The following is a 22,210-nucleotide window of genomic DNA, read 5'->3' as shown; positions in this document are numbered from 1 at the left end:
GCGCCGGAAGCAGCCCGGAGGCGTTCCCCCCCCCCCCCCCCCCTCGTGGCGCCCGGTGACGTGCGGGGGACTGGCGGCGGGCGGGGCTTCGTCAGCGCGCTGACGGCAACGCCTCCGGGCTGCTTCCGGCGCTGGTTGCCGGGGCATCCGGCGCGGTCTCGTGGGGAATTTCGGCGACGGCCTGTTGACGGAAGAGCGCGACGAAGAGGGCGAAGGCCAGTACCGACACCATGCCGGCGACCGTCCACAGGATGTTCCAGTCACTCAGCGACGGGGCGGAGCCGGCGCCGACGGCCTGGTCGTAGAGGAAACCGGCGATCAGCGAGCCGAGCCCCTGACCGACGCCGATACTCATGAAGAAGACGAGCGCCTGGGCCTGTGCCGTGAGGGCCGGGGAGACCATGCGGTCGACGTACATGCAGGCCGTGATCATGAAGAAGTCGTTGCAGGCACCGTGCATGCCCACCACGACGAAGGCCAGCCAGTGCGTGCCCGAGCCCATCGCGAGGAACAGTCCGCAGCGCAGCATCCAGCAGGCCAGGCCCGTGATCAGCACGCCTCGGTAGCCGATCGTGCGCAGCATGACCGGCAGGACGAGGATGAAGAGGAGCTCACATGCCTGGCCGAGCGACATGACGGAGGCGACGTCCGCGATGCCGGCGACCGACAGGTACGTCGAACCGTAGGCGTTGTAGATCGAGATGGGCAGGCTGATGAGCAGCATGCACCCCATCAGGACGCGGAAGTCACGCCGCCGGAAGAGCGTGAAGGCGCCGCTGCCGATGACATCGCCCAGCTTGAACTTCACGTTTCGCTGCCGGGGCGGCGTCGCCGGAAGAGTGAACGCGTAGAGCCCCAGGAGCACCGACCAGCTCGCGGTCACGTAGAAGATGACGGGGCTGGCGGACAGCCCCGCCTGGCCGATGATCAGGCCTGAGACGATCCAGGAGCCCGTGCCCAGTGCCCGGATGTAGGGAAAGACGTCGTGCCGGTCGCCCAGGTGCGCGAACGTGATGTTGTTCGGCATCGCCTGGGTCGGCTGAAAGAAGAGCGTGAAGACGAAGAGGAGGCTCAGGAAGAGGTTCTCGTTGCCGGACCGGACGGCGGACGGGAGGCAGACCAGCAGGGCGGCGCCTGCCAGGTGGAGCACTCCGAACACTTTCTGTGCCTGGAAGAAGCGGTCGGCCAGGGCTCCGACGAACATCGGCGAGACGACGGCGGCGACCGAGGAGAAGACGAAGACGAGGCCGATGAGGTCGCCGAGCCCGTTCTTGCTCAGGACGAGCCCGATCGTCGGGTACCAGGACCCGAACACCAGGAACTCCAGCACCATCATCAGGCCGAGGCGGGGGTACAGGTGGGCAAATCTTTGCATCGCGTGGTCCTCTGCGCTGAGAACAAGCCTGGGGCACGCCCTGGCCCGGACATGCCCGGCGTCCGGACATGGCCCGCGCCCGGCATGCCGGGCCACGGCGTGGTGAGGAAAGACCGAGCCGTTGCTACAGGCGCTTGACGCGCACGTTCCGCCAGCGGCAGGCGGCGTCGGGTCCCCAGCGGTCCCAGCCGAGACGGGGGTCGGTGTCGTGGACCTCGAACGCGAGGTGGCCCTCGGGGCCCAGGAGGGCCGCGACCGCCTCGGGGTCGTAGTGCGGTGTGTCGAGAGCGGACATGTCGATCTCGGCGACCAGCAGCCCGTTGATCCAGGTCGTCACGCGAGGGAGCAGGCCGACACAGCGGACTCGGAACTCGTTCCAGTCGTTCCAGCGCCACACGTGCAGGAAGTCCTCCACGTCCGCACCGCGGGTGAGCAGGTCCCGCTTGTGTGCGGAGAACGGCTCGACGCTGGTTTCCTGGTCGTCCTCCCGCAGCCCCACGGTGTTGCCCTCGGCGTCCTGCCGGGCCGTGAGGGCGAACGGGACGGCGTGGAAGGCCCCGATGCCGTTGCCGTAGTATCCGCCGATCGATCCCGAGCGGCGGTGGTCCAGGAGTACCTGGATGCCCTCCCAGGAGTCCGGGCGCCTGCGGATCATGATGCCGCTGTCCGCGGGCCAGTCCGGCTTGGCCTCCAGGACGAGTTCGAAGTCGCCGTAGGACTCCTCGGATACGAGGTAGCCCCCGTATCCGCTGCCGGGCGGGTCCTGTCGTCCGACGAGCGCGCCGTCCTCGACGGTCCACTTCGCCGGGTGCGCGTCGGCATGCGCCTGGTAGTCCGCCGGGAACCCGCTGCCCGTCTCCAGGACGTGCGGGCCGCCGGGCCACTGGGTGCCGTAGGTGCGGGGGACGGCGTACCAGCCGTCCAGTGTCTTCCCGTCGAAGACGCTTTCGTAGCCGTCTCGTCCGCCGGGGTGGCTCTCCCGTGCGGGGAGGTCTTGCGATGTCATACCGGGTCCGCCTTGTTGCCGCGTCGTGCGTGCGGGGAGGTAGCTGCTGAGGGGTGCCGGGGCGGCGTGGTCACGCACCGGTCAGTGGGTAGGACACCATCGCGAAACGCCTGCTGTCGGGGGCCCAGCTGTTGACGTTGAGTGTGCCCTGCCCGCCGAAGAGCGGGTAGCTGTGCAGGGGCTGCGCCCAGTTGTCCGTCGCGACGAGGTGCACGTGGACGTCGAGGTCCTCGGGATGGCCGAGGGTGCCGGGCGGGAACGCGAGGTAGGTGGCGTGCCGCCCGTCGGGGGACAGGTGGGGAAACCAGTCGACGGTCTCCGACGCGACCAGCCTCCTCAGCGGGCCGCCCGCTGCGGGGAGGCGGCAGATCTGTGCATGCCCCGGCGCGGCCGTGAAGGCTTCGCTGTTGAGATGGATCCAGGTGCCGTCGGGCCCGTACTCGGGGCCGTCGATGTGGCCGGGGCCGGTGTCGAGGGTGTGGGAGGCGCCGCCCGTCGCCGGCATCAGGGCGAGCCGTCCCACCGCCCCGTCCGTGCCGCGGGGAATGGCCACATAGGCCAGCGTGGCGCCGTCCGGGCTGATCCCGTGCAGGAAGTGCAGCGTCTCGTCGTCGCTGGTCAGGCGGGTGCCCTCGCCGCCGGTGGCGGGAGCGGAGTAGAGATGTCCGTCCATTCCGGAGACGTAGAGCGTCCGTCCGTCCGGCGACAGGACGTGATCGTTGTTGATCTGCGGCACGCCGGTCAGGGGAACCTCGTGCAGCTCGGTGGGGTGCTGGAGATCGAGGCGCCACATGCGCCCCGCTCCGTTGAGGAGCAGATGCGAGCCGTCATGGCTCCAGTTGGGGGCCTCGAGGAGGAGGTCGGCCGTCTCGAACAGCTTGCGCGGTTCCGGGGAGTCCAGCCCGGCGGTCCACACCACGGTCCGCTGGTTGGTCCTCAGCCGGCGGGGGCGCATGCCGGTGTCTCGGCTGTCACTCATGTCGTACGCCGTTCTTTCGTTCGGGGCGGGGACCGCGCGCCGCGCGGTCCTCCGGGGTCACCGGATGCGGCGCTGCCGCGCCCGGCATCCGGTCGAACGAAACCGGTTGGTGAGACAGGGGCATCTTTCGCCTTGAGTGACGGCAGTGTCAACCGGTGACCGAAGCGGTTTCCGTGGTGGGCGACGGCCGTGCTTCGAGCAGCTCGCCCACGCTTCGCGGGGACAGCACGCGTTCGATGCCGGCGACGGCCCCTCCGGCGACACCCGCGAACTGGCCGAGTTTGCTGTGCGTCAGCGAGAGGTTGCGGGTGGCCAGCGGCAGCGCGCGGCGGTAGACCACACCGCGGATGCCCGCCAGCATGTCGTCGCTGGCCGTGCTGACCAGGCCGCCGAGGAGGACGGTCTTGGGGTTGTAGAAGTGGACGAGCGTGGCGACGACCTCGCCGAGGGGTTCGGCGGCGGCGCGCACGGCCCGTACGGCGTCGGCGTCGCCCGCGCGCAGCCGGTCGGCGAGGTCCTCGATGTTCCGCAGCTCGGGCCGGCGCTCCCTCAGATGCTTCAGCACCGCCGCCGCGGAGGACACCGCCTCGACGCAGCCGACGTTGCCGCACACGCACACGATGTCGTCCGCGCCGGGCACCCGGACGTGTCCGATGTCGCCGGCGGCTCCGTCGGCGCCGCGGTGCGGTTGTCCTTCGTCGGTGACGAGTCCTCCGCCGATACCCGTGCCGATCTTGATGTAGAGCAGGGGTGACGCCTCCGCGGGCAGCGCCCGGGCCTCACCGAGAGCCATGAGGTTGACGTCGTTGTCGACCAGGACGGAGCACGAGAAGCGCTCCCCCAGTTGGTCGCCGACGGGGAACCCGTCCCAGCCGGGCATGATCGGCGGCCGCACGGGGCGCCCCATGTGCGAGTCCACGGGGCCTGGCAGGCCGACGCTCAGCCACCTGACCTCGTCCGGCGACAGCCCCGCTTCCGCCAGGAGTTCGGCCATCTGGTCGCCGAGCACCTCCAGGCCCTTCTGGGGGCCTTGCCCGACGTCGAAGGGGATCTGCCGGGAGGCGAGCAGGTTCTGGCCGAGGTCGGTGACCGCGAGCCGGGCGGCGTGCGCCCCGACGTCGGCCACCAGGATCACGCCGGGCCGCGCCGCGAGCGCCAGCCGGTGGGCGGGACGTCCGCGGCCTGCGACGGGGGATCGCCCCGACTCGACCACGACACCCGCTTCGAGCAGTTGATCGAGGTGGGTGTTGACCGAGGTGCGGGACAGCCCGGTGGCGCGGACCAGGGCCACGCGGGAGTCGGCGGCGCCCGAGGCGATCAGTCGCGCCAACGAGCTGCGCACCGTATCGCTGTCGACCCGCCCCGACACGGATGGCCAGGTCAGACGAACCGGCTCCCACATACCCGCCCCTCTCCGGCCCTCGGGCCGCTTCGACCGACACGCCGTCCCGTGCGGTCGGCCAACACCATTAATGCTCGGAAAGAAATTTAATGGCAGTTCTTGTAGACGTAAATAGCCTGGACATACGGTTTTCCCGAACGAACACCGGGCGTGAGACACCCGCAGAACTCCCCGACACACCACAGAAGGAGCCGTTCCGTTGCACGAGGAACCTCCGGGGTGCGCACCGCCGCGCCCAGCCCGCGACCGCCCCCGCGGGGTGGCGATCCTCGGCGCAGGCATGATCGCCGAAGTACACCGCCGGGCCGCCCTGCTCGCCGGTGCGGCGGTGACCGGCGTCATGGCCTCCACCCCCGAACGCTCACGGGAAGTGGCCGCCCGGTGGCGGGTGGACCGCGGATACCGCGATCTCGACGAAGTGCTCTTGGACGACCGCGTCGAGGTGGTCCACGTGTGCACCCCGAACGCCACGCACGCCCCCTACGCGGCAGCAGCGCTGCGCGCGGGCAAGCACGTGGTGTGCGAGAAACCGCTGGGCGTCTCGCCCGCAGAGGCCGAGGCGCTGACCACCCTGTCCGAGGAGCGCGGACTGGTGGCCACACTGCCGTTCGTCTACCGCTACCACCCCCTGGTGCGGGAGATCCGCGCGCGCAGGCTGGCCGGTGAGTTCGGCCGGTTGCACCTGCTCCACGGCAGCTACCTGCAGGACTGGATGCTGCCTCCGCAGGCGTCGGGCTGGCGGGTCGACCCGCAGCTCGGCGGCGCGTCCCGCGCGTTCGCGGACATCGGCTCGCACTGGTGCGACCTGGTCGAGTGGGTCACCGGCGAGCACTTCGCCGAGGTGCTGGGGATGCTGTCCATCGCCGTGCCCGAACGACCGGTCGCCAGCGGCCCCAGTTTCCCGGCCGCCGGCGCCCCCGCGACAGCATCCCGCAGCGGGGCCACCGCGGCGCCCGGCGGCGCGACCGGCACGGAGCCCGGCAGCGGAACCGCCGCGGCGTCCGGCAGCACGGCCGGCACGGCACCCGTACGCACCGAGGACTCCGCGACGGTGCTCCTGCGCACGGCGGACGGCGTGCCGGCCTCCACCGTCGTCTCCCAGGTGGCCGCCGGGCGCAAGAACCGCCTCTGGTTCGAACTGGACGGCTCCGCGGGAAGCGCGGTGTTCGACCAGGAGAACCCGGAGACGGTCTGGCTGGGCGGCCTGGACGGCAACCGCCAGCTCGTGCGCGACCCCGGACACGGCACCGCGGAACAACGGCGGCTCTCCCAATTGCCCGCAGGACACGCCCAGGGCTACGCCCAGTGTTTCGAGTCGTTCGTGGCCGACACCTACTCCGCCATCGACGGCGCACGCCCCGACGGGCTGCCGACGTTCGCCGACGGGCTGCGCTCGGCCCGCCTCGTCGACGCGGTCCTGCGCTCCCACCACGACAGCTCCTGGACGAAGGTGTAACCCATGCGACTCGGAATGCTGACCGCCTGCCTGCCCGGCTGGGACCTGGAGCGCATCGCTTCCTGGGCCGCGGGGGCGGGCTACGAGGCACTGGAGGTGGCCGTGTGGCCGGCCACCGGGGGACGGGACTTCGAGGCGAGCCACCTGCCGGTCGCCGACTTCGGCCCCAGGGAGGCGGAACGGACACGGGACCTCCTCGACCGGCACGGCCTGCGCGTGTCGGCGCTGGCGTACTACGAGAACAACCTCCACCCCGACCCCGCCCGGCGCGCGGAGATCCGCACCCACCTGCGGCACGCCGTCGACGCGGCCCAGGCGCTCCAAGTGCCGTACGTGGGCACCTTCATCGGCCGGGACTGGACGAAACCGGTCGCCGAGAACCTGGCGGAGGCCGAACGCGTCCTGCCCGAACTCGTCGCCTACGCGGGCGAGCGCGGGGTGAAGCTCATCATCGAGAACTGCGTCATGGAGGGCTGGCACCCCGACGGCTACCCCGGCAACCTGGCGTACTCCCCCGAGTTGTGGGAGTGGATGTTCTCCCTGGGCTTCTACCTCAACTGGGACCCTTCGCACCTGACGTGGATCGGCATCGATCCACTCGACACCATCGCGCCGTACGCCGACCGCATCGTGCACGCGCAGGCCAAGGACGTGGAGCTCGACGCGCGGGCCCGGCAGCGCTACGGCTTCTTCGGAAAGACCGCCAAGAACGGCAACCCGTGGGACATGGGCTGGTGGCGCTACCGGGTGCCCGGCCTGGGCCAGGTCGACTGGGCACGCGTGGTGGACAGGCTCTACGAGCACGGCTTCACCGGCACCCTCTCCGTCGAACACGAGGACCCCGTCTGGGGCGGCGACGAGGAACGCGTCACGCAGGGCCTGCGCATCGCACACCGCACCCTGCGCCCGCTCATGGTCGGCTGACGCCGCCCAGACCGTACGGAACCAGAAAAGAGCCACCCCCTTCATGAGCACCACGACCGCACCCTCCGGCGGCGCCACGCCCGCCGCGCCCCTGTCCGTCCAGCTCTTCAGCGTCCGCGCTCAACTGGCCGACGACCAGGACGCCGCCCTGAGCCGGCTGGCTGAGATCGGATTCCGCCACGTGGAGCCGTTCGGGCTCGGCTCACCGCAGCAGCCCGCCGACGAGCGGATGGCCCACGTCCGCAGGCTGCGCCGCTCCCTCGACGCCGCGGGGCTCGGCGTCTCCACGGTGCACGCGGGACTGCCCGCGGACCTGTCCCAGCTCGCGGCGGAATGTGCCGCCCTCGGGGCGGACACCGTCCTCGTCCCGCACCCTCATCTGGTGCCGGGGTTCGGCGAGGACGCCTTCGCCGACCCGGCGCGGCTCGACGCGTTCGCCGGCACGCTGGCCGAGGCCGCGCACGAACTGGCGGGTCACGGGCTGCGCCTCGGCTACCACAACCACTGGTTCGAGTGGACGCCGCTGCCCGACGGCACACCGGCGTGGGACCGCTTCTGGGAGCGGGCCGGTGACGCCCTCGTCGCCGAAGTCGACGTCTACTGGGCCGTGACGGCCGGCGCCGACCCGGCGCACGTCCTCACCCGGCTGGGCGACCGCGTCGTCGCCCTCCACCTCAAGGACGGGCCCGCCCGGCGGGACATACCGCAGACGCCCATCGGCACGGGCGAGGTCGATCTCACCGCGGTACTACGGGGCGCACCACACAGCATCCGCTGGCACGTGGCCGAGATCGACACCACGGACATGGACGTGTACGCGCTCCTGGAACGCAACGCCCGAACCCTGGTGGGCCGCGGGCTGTCCCGCTGGGCCCGCTGACCGGCGGACGGTCCGCTCGATGGGACCCCACCGGCACGGGAGGAGACCCACGGCGGTGCGCGGGAAGGACGAGCGAGGCGTTGGAATACCAGGCGGAATGGCTCAGCAGCTTCGTGGGGGTCGCTGAGCGCGGCGGCTTCTCCGCCGCCGCGACCGCGCTGAGCCGGTCGCAGTCCCGGGTCAGCGCTCATGTGGCAGCGCTGGAAAGGGCTTTGCACATACGGCTGTTCGACCGGTCGGCCCACCCGACGGTGCTCACTCCCCAAGGGCGGGCGCTGCTCCCCCACGCCCGCACGGCACTGCGCCACCTGCAGTCCCTGCCCGCGACCGCTGCCGAAGTACGCCGCGGACGACGGGGAGCGGTCCGCCTCGGCGTGCACACCTCAGTCGCGCCCTTTCTGCTGCCCCGGGTCGTGCTGCGGGCGCAGCGGTCACATCCGGGCCTGCGGCTGACGGTGTGTGAGCTCCAGGCGGCCGAACTGGAGCGGCGGCTGCTGGAGGGGCGGCTCGACCTGGCCGTGAGCCCGGGGGCGGCCCCCGGCGTCGGCGACGGGGCACTGGCCGGCGTACGGCTGTGGCACGAGCGGTTACTGGTCGCGGTGCCGGACGACACGGCTGCCGGACTGCCGGCGGTCCTGGGCCCCGAGTACCTGCGCGGGCGTCCGCTCGTGGTGCTGGACGACGAGGCGGCCGGCCCCGTGTCCGCCTCGGTCCGCGGGCCGTTCTCGGGCGCCGCCGTCGGGGACGGCCCGGTCCTCCGCAGCCCGCAGGCACAGACGCTGGTCGGTCTTGTCCGCCAGGGCTGGGGCGTCGGCGTCGGTGAGGCGCTGGCGCTGAGCAGCGCCGAGCTGAACGGGGTCACCTTGCGCCCGCTCACCGGTATGCCACCCGGCCGCGGCGTCGCTCTGTGGTGGCGGGCGGACGATCCGGCCGCGCCGGCCCGCGAGGCGGTGGCGCACTGCGTGCGGATCGCGGCCGTGCCCGCGCTCGCCCGTATCCGCGAGCACTGCCCGGCGCCGGATGCCGAGCCCTGAGCGGGTGCGCCCCCGCGCGTGCCCGGTGAGATCCGACCACGCCAGGCGCGGCCCTGGGGTGAGGGCGGGCGCACGCTATCGGCGTTCCGGATACGGCTATGCGTGTCACGGGCGGGCCGAAGCCGCCAGCGGTGCGCGCGGGTTCCGGGGCAGATCGAATGCCGGCCATGCTGCTCCCGCATGAGGGCGTGGGCCCGGAGCTGTGCCACGGTTCAATCACCTTCGTCACACCCCGGGTCGGAAGGATGGCAGTGGAGACGGACAAGCAGACGGAGCCCGGCCGGGACCGTGCGGTGGTCGTTGTCGGAGGCACGAGCGGCATCGGCGCCGCGGTCGCGGCCCGGTTCGCCGGCGCGGGAGCGCGTGTCCACGCAGCCGGCCTGGACGCGGACCGCGCCGCGGGGACCCTGCCGCGCGGCGTGCGCACGGTCGAGGTCGACCTCACCAGGAGCGAGCAGCTGGAGCTCTTCCTCGGCGGTCTCGACCGGCTCGATGTACTGGTGAACGCGGCCGGACTCATCCGGCGGGACGAGGAGCACACCCCGGAGGTCTTCGCCCGTGTCGTGTGGATCAACCTGCTCGGCACGATGCGCGCTTGCGTGGCCGCACGTGGCGCGCTGCACCGTACGGGCGGCTGTGTCGTCAACGTCGCCTCGATGCTCAGCTACTTCGGTGGCCCCCGCGTGCCCGCCTACTCGGCGAGCAAGGGCGGGATCGTGCAGTTGACGAAGTCCCTGGCCGTGGCGTGGGCCGAAGACGGCATCAGGGTGAACGCCGTGGCCCCCGGATGGATACGCACCCCGTTGACCTCGGCCCTCCACGCGGACCCGGACGCCGCCCGGCGCATCACCGAGCGCACGCCGATGGGCCGTTGGGGAGAGCCGGAGGAGGTCGCGGGGGCCGTGCACTTCCTGTGCGGTCCCGACGCCCGTTTCATCACCGGGGCCGTGCTCCCGGTGGACGGCGGCTACCTCGCCGCGTGAGGCGACGACCGCCGGTCCCGAGCTCGCGGTCCGCGAGCCCCGCCCACGAGCGGAACGACACGTGAGGAGATGTGAGATGTCCAGTGCGCAAGGCCCCGTCATTCCCGAAACCGCCTTGGTGCCACCGGAAATAGCGGTGGCCGCTGTGCCGGAGGACGACCGCGTGTGGGTTCCGCAGGCGTCCGGCGTATGGTTCCGGCCGCTGATGTTCAACACGGTCACCGGCCAGTGGTGCAATCTGCTCAAGGTCACGCGCGCGGGGATCGTCTCCCGCCACCGGCACCCCGGTGCGGTCTTCGGCTACGTCCTCAAGGGCAAGTGGTACTACTACGAGCACGAGTGGGTCGCTGAGGCGGGCCACTTCGTCTATGAGCCCCCGGGAGAGATCCACACGCTCGCGGTGCCCGAGGACTGCCCGGAGATGATCACTTTCTTCAACATCTCCGGGGCGATGGCGTATGTCGACGAGACCGGTGTGCAGACGGGCTACGAGGACACCTTCACGAAGATCAGCATGTGCCGCGACCACTACCGGCGCAACGGGCTCGGAGCGTCATACGTGGAGCAGTTCATCCGCTGAGTGGCGGCGGACCTCCGCCGCGGGCTTCCCGAGCCGCCGCCCATGGGAGGGGAGTTCGTTGGACATCCACAACGCCTACCACTACAGGATCGACTGGGTCGTCAGCTTCGTGGCCGTCGCACGCCATGGAGGCTTCTCCGCCGCCGCCAAGGCCCTCTACCGCTCACAGCCGCGGGTCTCCAGCCATGTGGCGGAGCTCGAACGCCTCCTCGGCGCCCGGCTGTTGGACCGCTCTGTCCAGCCGGCGGTCCTCACGCCCGAGGGCCGCGCGCTGTTGCCCCACGCGGAAGAGATCCTGCGCCACCTGAACATCCTGGCCGACCTCACGGGCGGCACCGTCCGCGGGGAGGTGCGGCTGGGCGCCTATCCGAGCGCCACCTCGCACCTCTACCCGCTGGCCGTACGGGCGCTGCGCGACGCGCACCCCCATGTGCGACTGGTGCTGCGCGAGGGTCCGAGCGTCGAGTTGGGGGGAGCGCTGGCCGACGGCGAGGTTGACCTGATCATCCGCCCCCTGCATCCGCTGGTCAGCGCGGACCACGTCACCCACCGGATCCTGTGGCGCGAGCCGCTGGTGGCCGTCGTCCGCGAGGGCCACCCGCTCGCGCGCGCCCGCTCGGCCCAGCTGGCGCAGATCGCGTCGTTGCCGGTCATCAGCATCGGGGACAGCGACCAGGGGTACGGGCACCAGTACGAGGCCAATCTCGCCTTCGCCGGCGTCGGCCTCAACCCCACCATCGCCGCACGGACCAACCAGCCGCAGACCCTGATCTCCATGGTCCGGCACGGGCTGGGCACCGGCGTGACCAACAGCCTGGCGATGACGACCGCGAACACCGAGGGCGTGTCCCTGGTCCCCATAGCGGACGCGCGGTGCGAGCGCGTCGTCGCGCTGTGGTGGCGCACCAACGGCGTGTCCTCACCTGCGGTGGAGGCGGTACGTCAGGTCATCGCCAGGCTGCCGGTGCCGCAGTGGCCCTGGAACGACGCGCAGCCGAACGAGGGCGAGCGGCGCGCAGCCGAACGAGCGCGCGGCCACTCCGCTCCCTGACCACCCGGCACGTCACCGCCTGAGGTACGGTCCACGGCTCCCGGACGCGAACGAGCGCCGGCGCGGCCCCCGCGGSGGCCGCGCCGGCGCTCGTGCCGCTCCGACCGTGGCGGGAAGCCCGCTCGGTCAGCTCCAGGTCCGGTCGTGGGACGTGCGCTTGTTCCACTCCGGCGTCGGTGCGAAGTACTTCTCCCCCTTCTCCAGGTGCTCCTTGACCGCGTCCTCCACCAGTTCCAGGCCCAGCCCCGGCCGGTCGGTGAGCGTGTAGAAGCCGTCCTTCTGCAGGGGCTTGTCCATGCCGGAGACCAGGGAGTCCCACCAGGAGACGTCCGCCGCGTGGTACTCCAGCGCGACGAAGTTCTCGGTCGCGGCTGCCGCGTGGGCCGCCGCCATGGCGCCTATCGGGGAACCCGCGTAGTGCAGGGGCATCGCCATGCCGTGCTGCTGCGCGTAGTCGCCGATCTTCTTGGTCTCCAGGATGCCCCCGGCGGTCGCCGGGTCGGGCTGCACCAGGTCCACGGCCTCCTTCTCGATGAGCGGCCTGAAGCCCTCCAGGCCGTAGATGTCCTCACCGGTCATCGTCGGCACGTTGACCTTCGACGTGATCTCCTCCCACTGGTCGGTGTAGTGCCAGGGGATGAGGTCCTCCATCCACGCGAGGTTGTACTCCTCGAGGCGCTTCGCCAACCGGATGGCCGTGCTCACCCCGAAGTGCCCCGTGTGGTCCATGCCCAGCGGGATGTCGTAGCCGACGCTGTCGCGGACCGCCGCGACGAACTTGGCCATCTCGTCCAGCCCCTTGTCGGTGAGCTGGACCTGTGTGAAGGGGTGCTCCGTCTGTCCGTAGCTGCCGGGCTTGTCGTTGTACTGCTCCAGGTTGTCTCCCCACAGACCCGCTCCGGTGAGCGTCCCGGGGATCTTCTGTATGAGCTCGATGCCCAGGTCCATCTTCAGGAACGTGAAGCCCTTCTCGACGCGCTCCTTCATCCGCTTGCCGTACTCTTCGGGCTTCTTGGACTCGGTGGTGTCGGTGTACAGCCGCACCTTCTTGCGATAGGCGCCGCCCAGCAGCTGGTAGACGGGCACCTCGTACGCCTTGCCCGCCAGGTCCCACAGGGCCATCTCCACGCCCGAGACGCCACCGCCCCTGCGCCCGTCCCCGCCGAACTGCTTGAGCCGTTTGAAGAGCATCTCCACGTTGCAGGGGTTCTCGCCCAGCAGGCGGCTCTTGAGCTCCAGCGCGTAGCGCTTGTCCGCGTCGTCGCGTACCTCTCCGTACCCGTGGATGCCCTGGTTCGTGTCGATGCGCACGATGGGGCTGCGGAACGGCACGCCGTCCAGTACGGCCACCCGCATGTCGGTGATCTTCAGTTTGGAGGGCCGGGAGGCGCGGCTCACCTTCTGCGAGGTGAACGCGACCTGCTCCTCCACGGGCCCGAACGCGAGAGCGCCCAGACTCAGTCCGCCGACTCCCGCGGCGGCGGCCTTGAGGAGATCGCGCCGTCCCCGGAGCGGGGACCGCGCCCTGGGGCCCGCGCCCCTTTCCTCATGTACGTTCTTTTCTCCCGCATTCATCTCAGCGTCTTCCTGGGACATGACTCTCCCTCATCGGTGAGCGGCGAGGCGGTTTTCCGTCGAGCGCCAACCCTAGGCCGGTGACGCCGAGAAAGACCGGGACGGATACCGGCGACTTCCGAATGCGGCCATCCGGAACAGGAATACCGCAAGTCAAGCGCACGTATTTCACCGCTCCGTCTCGCCAAGTGGTTCCGCACCCGGCGGCAGAGGCGCTTCGCATATCTCCCGCAACAGGGTGCGGGCCGCTGGTTTCAGCGGCCGGCTGGAATCCCAGAGCACCGCCACCCGCCGCCCGCATCCTTCCGCGAGCCGACGGACCCGCACACCGCTGGTATCGGCGGTGAAGACCGCCAGCTTGTTGGTGACGCCGACTCCGATGTGGTGACGGACCAGGGAAATGAGCGTCTGCGGCTGGTTGGTGGCCTGTACCGCCTCGACCTCGAAGCCGTGCTCCCTGAAGACCTTGTAGGTCTCGAAACCCAGCGCCTCGGGAGCGCCCAGCCGGCCGATCGTGATGAGCGGGTGCTCGGCGACGGAGGCCACCGGCAGCGGCTCCGGCAGCCCGGCGAGCGGGTGCTCCGGCGTGTGCACCACGCACAGCGGCTCACGCCACAGGGGTCTGCTGCGGGCCGCGGGGCCGATCGGCGGAGCCATCGGCCGCAGGCACACGTCGATCTCCCCGTGGTGGAGGGCCGCGTCGAGTTCCAGCGTGGAACGCTCCAGGAGAGCGACCTTGATGTCCGGGCTGCGCCTGGCCAGGCGGTCGAGGAGCGCCGGTATGAAGGCGGCGCTCGCGCTGGGATAGCTCCCCAGGGTGACGACGCCCCTCGCGGCACCGCGCCGGCCCGCCATCGCCTCCTCCGCACTGTTGAGCGCCCGCAGGATGGAGCGGGCGTGTTCCGCGAGGACGCTCCCGGCCTCGGTCGGCTCCACGGGCCGTTTGCTCCGGTCGAAGAGCGGCACCCCCGCTTCCCGCTCCAGCGCCGCGACGTGGGTGCTCACGCGCGGCTGGGAGCGGTGCACGGCTTCGGCGGCGGCGCTGAAGCTCCCCGTGTCGATGACGCCGAGAAACGAGACGAACCACTCAAGACGAACCTCTGGTCGCAGCATGGCCCCAGCACTTATCCCAGCGGCTTCCGCCGGCACAAGCGGGGGAAACGAGCCGAATGCCCGGTGCTGCGTTCTGCGAATACTTCTATCCCCAACTCGCGCTTCACAGAGGGTGGGCGGCTTCCTAGGCTGCCTGATGCAGACGATCCGTTCTGCGCTTTTTCTCATCCGGCTTCACGCCGCCGGCTTCGAGGAGACATTCGCATGCCGCCACCCTCCGCTCTTTCCAGTCCCCGCTCCCCTGGCAGAACACGCTGGGGAATGATCTGGCTGGCGTTCGGCGCCGTCACGATCAATTATCTGGACCGGGCGAATCTCGGTGTGGCACTCCCCCACATCACCAAGGACCTGGGCCTGTCCAACTCGGTGTCCGGAATTCTGCTCGGTGCCTTCTTCTGGACGTATGCGGCATTCCTGCCACCGTCCGGCTGGCTCGTGGACCGGTTCGGACCCCGCCGCATGATGGTCATCGCCGTGGCCGGGTGGTCGGTGGTCACCATGCTGATGGGGGCGGCGACCGGCTTCTTGGTGCTGCTCCTGCTCCGACTGCTTCTGGGCGCGGCCGAGTCCCCCGCCTACCCGTCCAGCTCGAAGATCGTCTCCCGCTGGTTCCCCGCCCGCGAGCGTGCCCTGGCGGCCTCCATCTTCGACAGCGGCGGACGGGCGGGTACCGCCATCGCGCTCCCGGTGTGCACCGCGGTCATCGCGGTCCTGGGGTGGCGGGGATCCTTCGTCACCGCGGGGCTGGTGGGCCTGCTCTACTGCGCCGTGTGGCTGCGCTTCTACCGTGATCCTGAGACGCACCCCAGGCTGACGGACGCCGAGCGCGACCACATCCGCGACGGGGGCGCCACCGGCGGAGGCGGCGAGGCCATGCCCTGGAGGCACCTGTTCCGCTACCGCACCACGTGGGCCATGGTCCTCGGCTTCTTCTGCCTGTCCTACGTCCTGTACTTCTTCATCACCTGGTTCCCCTCCTACCTCGTCGACGCCCGCGGCTTCGACCTGCTGAACCTGGGCATCTTCGGCATGCTGCCCTCGCTCGTGGCCATCCCCTCGCAGCTGCTCGGCGGTGCCCTGCAGACCCGGCTGATCCGCGCGGGCAAAAGCGTCTCCTTCGCACGCAAACTGCCGCTGGTGAGCGGACTCGTCCTCTCCTCGGTGATCTTCTTCGCCGGCACGGTGGACAGCGCCGCCGCCGCGCTCGCCCTGCTCGCCTTCTCCCAGTGCGCCCTGACCTTCGCCGCGTCCGGCCTGTGGGCGCTCCCCTCCGACGTCGCCCCCGCGCCCGGCAACGTGGCATCGCTGGCGGGGATCCAGGGCTTCGCCTCCAACACCGCCGGGTTCGTCAGCCCGCTCGTCGTGGGCGTGCTGCTTGACGCGACGGGCGGCTCGTACGTCGTCCCGTTGGCGGTGGCCGGTGGCGTCGCTCTCCTCGGTGCGCTGATCTACGGGCTGCTGCTGGGGCGTATCGCCCCGCTCGGCCAGACCTGTGAGACCCCCCGTCCCCCGGCCACTCCGGTGGCCGGCACGACCGACACCTGAGCCCGTTCAAGACTGTGAGGAGTCACCTTGCCCAGCTCGCCCAGCTTTCCCGTCGAGACGCTGCACGCCTTCCGCGGCCTTTCCACCGCCTCGGTCGCCGACGCCGTGGAGATGCACGGCGCCCGCGGCTTCCTGTCCGGAGCCGTCCGTCAGCAGGCCCCCGGCACGGGCAGCCTCGTCGGCCCGGCGGTGACCGTACGCGAAGTGCCCGCCGACGCGCCGGAACCCCCCACCCACGCACTCGCCGCCATCGACGAGTCGGCCCCGGGCAGCGTCGTCTGCATCGACGCCGCCGGCGCGGACATCGCCGTGTGGGGCGGGCTGATGACGGCCGGCGCCGTCGCCCGCGGCATCGCGGGCGCCGTCCTGGACGCCGGGGTGCGGGACGTGACGGAGATCAGCCGCGACTACCCCGACTTCCCCGTCTACGCCAGGTCCGCCGTGCCCGCGACCACGGTCGGCCGCTACCGCACCGTCTCGCTCAACGAACCGGTCGTGGTGGGCGGCGTGACGATCCGCCCCGGCGACCTCGTCGTCGCCGACCGGGACGGCGTGGTCCGGGTACCGGAAGAACTGGTCGCCGACGTGCTGCGTTCCGCCACCGAGATCGAAGAACGGGAGCGCGAACAGACCCGCCTCATCCTCGCCAGCGGCTCGCTGCGGGACGGCCTGGCCAAGTACAACAGGATCTGAGCGATGACCACTCCCCCTCCCTCCCACCCCCAGGTGCTCGCCATCGGCGAGCCGCTCATCGAATTCAACGCCTCGTCCGAAGGGCCGCTCACGCACGCCGCCGGCTTCCAGGTCGGTTACGGCGGCGACACCTCCAACATGGTCGTCGCCGCCCGCCGTTCCGGCGCCCGGGCCGGCTACCTCACCCGCATCGGGGACGACGCGTTCGGCCGCCGTCTGATCGACCTGTGGCAGGCGGAAGAGATCGACACCACCGGCGTCACCCAGGAGGTCGGCGGCCGGACAGGCATCTACTTCGTCTCCCGGCACGGCCAGGGCGCACACGCCTTCGCCTACTACCGCGACGGCTCACCCGCCAGCCGCCTGTGCCCCTCGGACGTGCCCGCGAGCGCCGTCGCGGCCGCGGACCTGCTGCACGTCAGCGGCATCACCCAGGCCATCAGCTCCTCGGCGTGCGACGCCGCCTTCCACGCCATCGCGACGGCCAGGCGGTACGGGACACTCGTCTCCTACGACCCCAACCACCGTCCGGCGCTGTGGAGTCCGGAGCGCGCCCGCGGCATCGTCATGCGCACGGCCGAGCTCTCCGACATCGTGCTGCCCAGTCTGGCGGAAGGCCGCCTGCTGACCGGTGAGTCCGATCCGGAGCAGGTGTTGGACGCCTTCGCCCAGCGCGGCCCCTCCCTGGTGGCGCTCAAGATGGGCGAGGCCGGGGTCCTGGTGGCCGAGACCGCACACGGACGGATCACCCACATTCCCGCGCACCCCGTGCGCGCGGTGGACGCCACCGGGGCGGGTGACACCTTCGACGGCGCTTTCGCCGCCCGGCTGCTGGCAGGCGCCACCCCGCTGGAGGCCGCACGCTACGCGGTGATCGCAGCCGCCCTCACCACGACGGGCTTCGGCGCGGTGGACCCCATACCCCGTCGGGACAAGGTCGCGGACAGCCTCGAACACCAGCGCCGCGGCGACGAGAGCTCAGCCGAATCCGACTCAGGGAGTGATCTGTGATGGCGACCCGAAAGACGATGCTGCCCACTCTCGCCTGCGGGAGCGCGCTGATGCTCGGGGCTCTGACCCTCCCCGCCTTCACGTTCGCCGGTGCGCCCGCCCCAGTCAACTCCCGGGGCGCGGCGAACGAACCGGAAGCGGCACCCGAGCCGGAAGCGCACGCCCGCCCCGTCGTCGCCCCGAAGGACGAGGTCACCTACACCACCGCCGAATGGAAGGGGGAGCGCTACCCCGACGGACGCCCGAAGGTCTCCGACGACGTCCTCAGCCGCATGAAGATCGTGTCGACCGAGCAGGCCTGGGGAACACTCGAGGAACACGGCTACCACAACCAGTACTCCGGGGACTGGAAGACGCTGCACTCCGACAAGCCCGTCATCGGCCGCGCCCTGACGGCCCAGTTCCGGCCCAGCAGCCCCGGCTTGGAGAAGCGCCTCACCAAAGCAGGACACGCGGCAGGGCACGACGGCCAGATGAACACCTGGCCGATCGCGATGCTGAAGAACCACGACGTCTACGTCGCCGACGGCTACGGCAAGACGAAGGACGGCACCCTCATAGGCGGCAACCTCGGCCACGACATCCACGCCAGGACACACACCGGCGTGGTCTTCGACGGCTCCGTCCGCGACGTCGATGAACTCAGCGACATCAAGGGCTTCAACGCCTTCGTGCGCAGCTGGCACCCCTCCTACATCAAGGAGATGATGCTGGCCGGGGTCAACACCGACATCCGGGTCGGTGAAGCCGTCGTGCTGCCCGGGGACGTGGTTCTCGCTCGACGCGAGGGCGTGGTGTTCATCCCGGCGCATCTGGCGAAGACCGTCGTGGAGGAAGCGGAGGAGGGGCTCCTGCGGGACACCTTCGTCAAGCAGCGCCTGGAGGAGGGGAAGTACACCTCGGGGCAGGTCGACAAGGGCTGGGACGAAGTCGACCGGAAGATCAAGGACGACTACCACGACTGGCTGGAGCAGAACAAGAACGAGCTCCCGGTCCCGGCCGACCGCGTGGAGGAGATCATCAAGGAGACCGCCGCCGGCACGTGAGGACCCCGCCGCGCGCCGCTCCGCGCCGAACCCGGGCCCGCGTCCGGCCAACTCGACGCCCCCGCGCGGTAGTCGCCGAGTACCGATGGGTTACGCGCCGCCCCGGACGCCCCTATGCTGCGGCAGCGCTCCCCCCTTCGTGCGGTGCCGCACCGGGGCGCGCGGCCACGGTGCTCCGGCAGCGTGCGGCCGTCCTGCTCGGCAGGCGTCCGCGGCCGGGGAACGGGAGCCTCGAAGGCGCGCCAGGCGCGTGCGAGAAGAGAGCCGAGGGGGACACGATGAAGCGGGGAAGGATGACGCTGGGCAGAGGGGGCGCCGTCACCGTGGGGGCGGCGCTGTTGCTCGGGACCCTGCAGGCGGGTTCCGCCGGCGCGGCGGCGCTGCCCGTCTGCCCGACGGTCTTCGGGCACGGCGGCTACCCGACCGGGGCCGACCCCTGGGACCGCGACCAGATACGCCAGCCGAACAACCCCGAGGCCCTCGCCCAGCAAAAAAGCTGGGGCGCCGGTGGCGTGGAGGCCGACCTCCAACTCACCAGGAACGGCACCAAGGGCGTGATGTGGCACAACACCACGACCAACGGGCTGACCGGCACCCGAGCGCCCGTCACCCAGCTGTGGTGGGCGACGGGCGCCGACCAGCTCAGGGGCCGTACGATCACGCGCGGCCCGTACAGCGGAGAGACCGTCTACACCTTCCGCGCGTGGCTCGACAGCGCCAAGGCCAAGGGCCTGGTACCGCTGGTGGAACTCAAGGGCGAGGCCCGGCAGTCGCTGCTCAACAGCGACGCGGCCATTCGCGACAGAGCCTGGAGCGAGGTCATCGCACCCATGGCGGAGCGGATGCCCTCCCAGGAGATCATGATGTTCACCCATGACACCGCGCTCAAGCCGGAACTCGACAAGCGCCTCAAGGCGGCCGGGCTCGGTGCCGCGCTCACCGCACACCCCGCGTGGGTCGACTCCGTCGGCTGGGAGGAGCCGCCGCCTGCGGCCGCTGGTAACTACGCGTCGTGGCAGGACAATCTGTCCCGGCTCGGCTCCCCCACGCGTTCGGTCCGGATGGCCACCTCGTGGACCAAGGACTTCAAGACCTGGCTGTCCGGCAAGTGCGTCTGACGCGGCCTGCTGTGTCTGACCCGGCCCGCTGTGTCTGACGCGGTCCGCCGGGTGGGGGCAGGCCGTGCTCCCGAGACAAGGGAGCCGGGCCCGCGGAAGGGCCACGCTCCGGAGGGAGGAGGCGGGCCGGCGAAGGGATCGCCCGCGCACGGGTACGGCGCACGGGTACGGCAGACGTGCGTCGGGGCGAGCAGGGGTACGCGGCCGACGACGCGCGACCTGACAGGCCGCCGTCTCCCGTGCGACCATCGGCCTTCCGTGTGACCGAAGGCCTTCCGCGCGAGGGGTGACGGTGAGCGAGCCGGCCGCCGCGCTGTGCGTACGGCCGGCCGCCCCTGTACTCGGCGCGAGCGCGTCATGCGTGGCGCCCGCGCCCGTCCATGGCCCGGATCAGGCCACGGTGATGTTCTCGGCCTGCGGGCCCTTCTTGCCCTGGGTTACGTCGAAGGTGACGGCTTGGCCCTCCTGGAGCTCGCGGAAGCCGGTGGCGTTGATGTTGGAGTAGTGCGCGAAGACGTCGGGGCCCCCGCCTTCCTGGGCGATGAAGCCGAAGCCCTTTTCGGCGTTGAACCACTTGACGGTTCCGCTGGCCATGCTGATGCCTCTCAGTCGATATCGGGTCCGCACCGCGCGGACCCGGAGGTGATCGCCCTGGCCCTGCGCTGCACAACACAAAGCCCACGCCGGAGCGCGGGCAGGTACGGCGAACCACGACATCTGCCCCAGACGCTACACGGAGATACCGGCCATCACCAGAGAGAAACGATCGCGAACGGCCGGGAAGGCGCCCGAACCGGTGGCCGGGGCTTCCCTGCTCCGTCATGGTGCGATGTCCTCCAACCGGCGTCCCGCGGTCTCTTCCGCGCCGAGGCCCGCGGTGAGCGCCCCGACGGCGGCGACGCCGGCCAGGCTGAGGAAGACGGCTCCGAGCCGCCCTCCCGCGTAGACGGCGCCGACGACGATCGGACCCGAGATGACGCCCACCCGGTTGAGTGCGCCGCCGACGCTGCTGCCCAGGGCGCGCATGCGGGTGGGGAACAGCTCCGGCGTGTAGAGGTAGAGGCAGATGTTGGAGCCGAAGAAGAAGACGGCGGCCAGCGACGTCCACACCAGGACGTGTCCCGCCGAGTCGCCGCCGAACAGGCCGAGGGCGAGCAGCGCGGCGGCGGAGAGTCCGAGGCAGCCGGTGACGGTGCGGCGGCGGCCGACGACGTCCACCGTGAGGGCGACCAGCGCGCAGCCGAGCAGTCCGGCACACGAGGTGACGGTCGAGTAGAGGAGCGCGTCGGACAGGGGGAGGTGATAGCGGGTCTCGTAGATGGTCGGCAGCCACGAGGTGATGCCGTAGTTGACGAAGTATCCGGCGAACCACAGCATGCCGACGACCACGGTGCGGCGCCGGTAAGGCCCGGACATCAGCTCGCGCAGTCCGCCCCGCGCCCGGTCGCGGTCCTGCGCCCGGGCGCCTTCCCGGGCTCCCCCGCCGCCGCCCCGGGCCTGGCCACCGCCCCGGGCCTGGCCACCGCCCGGGGGCCGGCCGCTGTCCGATGCCGGTGCCGTGTCCGGGTGCGGTGTTGCGGGGCGCGGTGCTGCGGGGGGCGGCAGCGGGGCGCCGGTGGCCTTCTCCACCTCGGCCTCGATCCGGGCCATCCCGCGCAGCGCCTCGTCGGGACGGCCGTGGTCCGCCAGCCAGCGGGGGGACTCGGGGACCCGGCGGCGGACGAGGAGGCACAGGAGACCCGGCAGGGCCGCGAGCGCGAACATCCAGCGCCAGCCCAGCAGGGGCACCAGCCAGGCGGCGAGCAGGGCGCCGACCGTGAGGCCCGCGGGGAAGACGAGTTCGTACAGCAGGACGAAGCGACCGCGGCGGTGGCTGCGGGTGATCTCCGCGATGAAGGTGGCGGCGACGGGCACCTCGCCGCCGATGGCGAGGCCCTGGACGAAGCGGGCCGCCATGAACGGTTCCGGCGCGGTGCACAGCGTCAGCAGCAGGTTGCACGCTCCGGAGACACCGATGCAGGCGGCGATGACGCGTACGCGGCCGTACCGGTCGGCCAGCCGCCCGGAGACCACGGCCCCCGCCAGCATGCCGACCGAGCCGACGGTCAGCAGCATCGTGGAGTGTGCCGTGCCCAGGTGCCATTCCTGGCGGAGTTGCGGCAGTGCGTAGGCGATCAGGAGCTGGTCGAACGCCTCGAAGAAGGTGACCACGCCGACGATCAGCCGCACGGTGACGTGCCAGCGCGAGAGCGGCAGACGCTCGAACCGGGCGGCCACGTCGGCGGGCACGGCCTCGGGCGGGGGCGGTTTCGGCGGGAGTGGGTGTTCGTGGTGTGCGTCGAGCGTCATGGAGGAGTCCTCCGGCTCCGCCGCCGTGCGTGGTGACCGAGGGGAGCGGGTCGGGCCCCGAACAGGAGGGGCGCGGCAGTCGGTGTGCGG

The 22,210-nt window shown here is 71.2% G+C and carries 20 protein-coding genes; 12 read left to right on the top strand and 8 right to left on the bottom strand.

Going from position 1 to position 22,210, the window contains the following annotated elements; all coding sequences use genetic code 11:
- Positions 1–91 precede the first annotated feature (91 nt).
- From AB8Z75_RS13845 to AB8Z75_RS13830, 4 genes are all read right to left on the bottom strand, one after another.
- Positions 92–1,375: an MFS transporter gene (locus AB8Z75_RS13845; RefSeq protein ID WP_369201800.1), complete on the bottom strand. Its 1,284-nt coding sequence runs from the start codon at positions 1,373–1,375 to the stop codon at positions 92–94.
- 124 nt (positions 1,376–1,499) lie between these two features.
- Positions 1,500–2,381 carry a DUF1080 domain-containing protein gene (locus AB8Z75_RS13840; RefSeq protein WP_369201799.1) on the bottom strand — a complete coding sequence of 294 codons (882 nt, stop codon included), beginning with the start codon at positions 2,379–2,381 and terminating at the stop codon, positions 1,500–1,502.
- A 70-nt stretch (positions 2,382–2,451) separates the two neighbouring features.
- Positions 2,452–3,360 (bottom strand): TolB family protein, encoded by a 909-nt coding sequence (locus tag AB8Z75_RS13835; RefSeq protein ID WP_369201798.1) that lies wholly within the window; start codon positions 3,358–3,360, stop codon positions 2,452–2,454.
- 148 nt (positions 3,361–3,508) lie between these two features.
- Complete coding sequence (locus tag AB8Z75_RS13830; RefSeq protein ID WP_369201797.1) at positions 3,509–4,690, bottom strand: ROK family protein; 1,182 nt, start codon at positions 4,688–4,690, stop codon at positions 3,509–3,511.
- A 331-nt stretch (positions 4,691–5,021) separates the two neighbouring features.
- Between AB8Z75_RS13830 and AB8Z75_RS13825 the strand changes: the two genes are divergently transcribed.
- From AB8Z75_RS13825 to AB8Z75_RS13795, 7 genes are all read left to right on the top strand, one after another.
- Positions 5,022–6,218: a Gfo/Idh/MocA family oxidoreductase gene (locus tag AB8Z75_RS13825; RefSeq protein WP_369201801.1), complete on the top strand. Its 1,197-nt coding sequence runs from the start codon at positions 5,022–5,024 to the stop codon at positions 6,216–6,218.
- 3 nt (positions 6,219–6,221) lie between these two features.
- Complete coding sequence (locus AB8Z75_RS13820) at positions 6,222–7,142, top strand: sugar phosphate isomerase/epimerase family protein (protein WP_369201796.1); 921 nt, start codon at positions 6,222–6,224, stop codon at positions 7,140–7,142.
- 43 nt (positions 7,143–7,185) lie between these two features.
- On the top strand, positions 7,186–8,022 hold the full coding sequence (locus AB8Z75_RS13815) for a sugar phosphate isomerase/epimerase family protein (protein ID WP_369201795.1): 837 nt from the start codon (positions 7,186–7,188) through the stop codon (positions 8,020–8,022).
- Between the two features lie 80 nt (positions 8,023–8,102).
- Complete coding sequence (locus AB8Z75_RS13810) at positions 8,103–9,056, top strand: LysR family transcriptional regulator (protein WP_369201794.1); 954 nt, start codon at positions 8,103–8,105, stop codon at positions 9,054–9,056.
- Between the two features lie 245 nt (positions 9,057–9,301).
- Positions 9,302–10,039 (top strand): SDR family NAD(P)-dependent oxidoreductase, encoded by a 738-nt coding sequence (locus AB8Z75_RS13805; RefSeq protein ID WP_369201793.1) that lies wholly within the window; start codon positions 9,302–9,304, stop codon positions 10,037–10,039.
- Between the two features lie 76 nt (positions 10,040–10,115).
- Positions 10,116–10,619 carry a 2,4'-dihydroxyacetophenone dioxygenase family protein gene (locus AB8Z75_RS13800; RefSeq protein WP_369201792.1) on the top strand — a complete coding sequence of 168 codons (504 nt, stop codon included), beginning with the start codon at positions 10,116–10,118 and terminating at the stop codon, positions 10,617–10,619.
- 58 nt (positions 10,620–10,677) lie between these two features.
- Complete coding sequence (locus AB8Z75_RS13795; protein ID WP_369201791.1) at positions 10,678–11,670, top strand: LysR family transcriptional regulator; 993 nt, start codon at positions 10,678–10,680, stop codon at positions 11,668–11,670.
- A 126-nt stretch (positions 11,671–11,796) separates the two neighbouring features.
- On the opposite strand, the gene AB8Z75_RS13790 is transcribed toward AB8Z75_RS13795, so the two are convergent.
- The gene (locus AB8Z75_RS13790) at positions 11,797–13,245 is read right to left on the bottom strand and encodes a mandelate racemase/muconate lactonizing enzyme family protein (protein ID WP_369201790.1); all 1,449 of its coding nucleotides are present in this window, start codon (positions 13,243–13,245) and stop codon (positions 11,797–11,799) included.
- Positions 13,246–13,413: 168 nt separating this feature from the next.
- Positions 13,414–14,358 carry a LysR family transcriptional regulator gene (locus tag AB8Z75_RS13785; RefSeq protein WP_369201789.1) on the bottom strand — a complete coding sequence of 315 codons (945 nt, stop codon included), beginning with the start codon at positions 14,356–14,358 and terminating at the stop codon, positions 13,414–13,416.
- Positions 14,359–14,562: 204 nt separating this feature from the next.
- Between AB8Z75_RS13785 and AB8Z75_RS13780 the strand changes: the two genes are divergently transcribed.
- The 5 genes from AB8Z75_RS13780 (at position 14,563) to AB8Z75_RS13760 (ending at position 19,771) form a co-directional block, all read left to right on the top strand.
- Positions 14,563–15,903: an MFS transporter gene (locus tag AB8Z75_RS13780; RefSeq protein ID WP_369201788.1), complete on the top strand. Its 1,341-nt coding sequence runs from the start codon at positions 14,563–14,565 to the stop codon at positions 15,901–15,903.
- A 27-nt stretch (positions 15,904–15,930) separates the two neighbouring features.
- Positions 15,931–16,596 carry an RraA family protein gene (locus AB8Z75_RS13775; protein WP_369201787.1) on the top strand — a complete coding sequence of 222 codons (666 nt, stop codon included), beginning with the start codon at positions 15,931–15,933 and terminating at the stop codon, positions 16,594–16,596.
- 3 nt (positions 16,597–16,599) lie between these two features.
- Positions 16,600–17,607 (top strand): sugar kinase, encoded by a 1,008-nt coding sequence (locus AB8Z75_RS13770; RefSeq protein ID WP_369201786.1) that lies wholly within the window; start codon positions 16,600–16,602, stop codon positions 17,605–17,607.
- Entirely contained in the window at positions 17,607–18,653 is a 1,047-nt protein-coding gene (locus AB8Z75_RS13765; RefSeq protein WP_369201785.1) for an RraA family protein, read from the top strand. Before AB8Z75_RS13770 ends, AB8Z75_RS13765 begins: the two co-directional genes overlap by 1 nt.
- A gap of 278 nt (positions 18,654–18,931) precedes the next feature.
- Positions 18,932–19,771 (top strand): hypothetical protein, encoded by an 840-nt coding sequence (locus AB8Z75_RS13760; RefSeq protein ID WP_369201784.1) that lies wholly within the window; start codon positions 18,932–18,934, stop codon positions 19,769–19,771.
- Between the two features lie 390 nt (positions 19,772–20,161).
- Here AB8Z75_RS13760 and AB8Z75_RS13755 read toward each other — a convergent pair whose 3' ends face one another.
- Together AB8Z75_RS13755 and AB8Z75_RS13750 are read right to left on the bottom strand one after the other, a co-directional pair.
- Positions 20,162–20,365 (bottom strand): cold-shock protein, encoded by a 204-nt coding sequence (locus AB8Z75_RS13755; RefSeq protein WP_114015179.1) that lies wholly within the window; start codon positions 20,363–20,365, stop codon positions 20,162–20,164.
- A 225-nt stretch (positions 20,366–20,590) separates the two neighbouring features.
- The gene (locus tag AB8Z75_RS13750; protein ID WP_369201783.1) at positions 20,591–22,120 is read right to left on the bottom strand and encodes an MFS transporter; all 1,530 of its coding nucleotides are present in this window, start codon (positions 22,118–22,120) and stop codon (positions 20,591–20,593) included.
- Between the last annotated feature and the right edge of the window lie 90 nt (positions 22,121–22,210).

The organism is Streptomyces sp. PU-14G (genome assembly GCF_041028275.1).
Lineage (GTDB): Bacteria > Actinomycetota > Actinomycetes > Streptomycetales > Streptomycetaceae > Streptomyces.
Note: the sequence above shows the minus strand (reverse complement) of the source record. Positions and strands in the feature narration are given on the sequence as shown.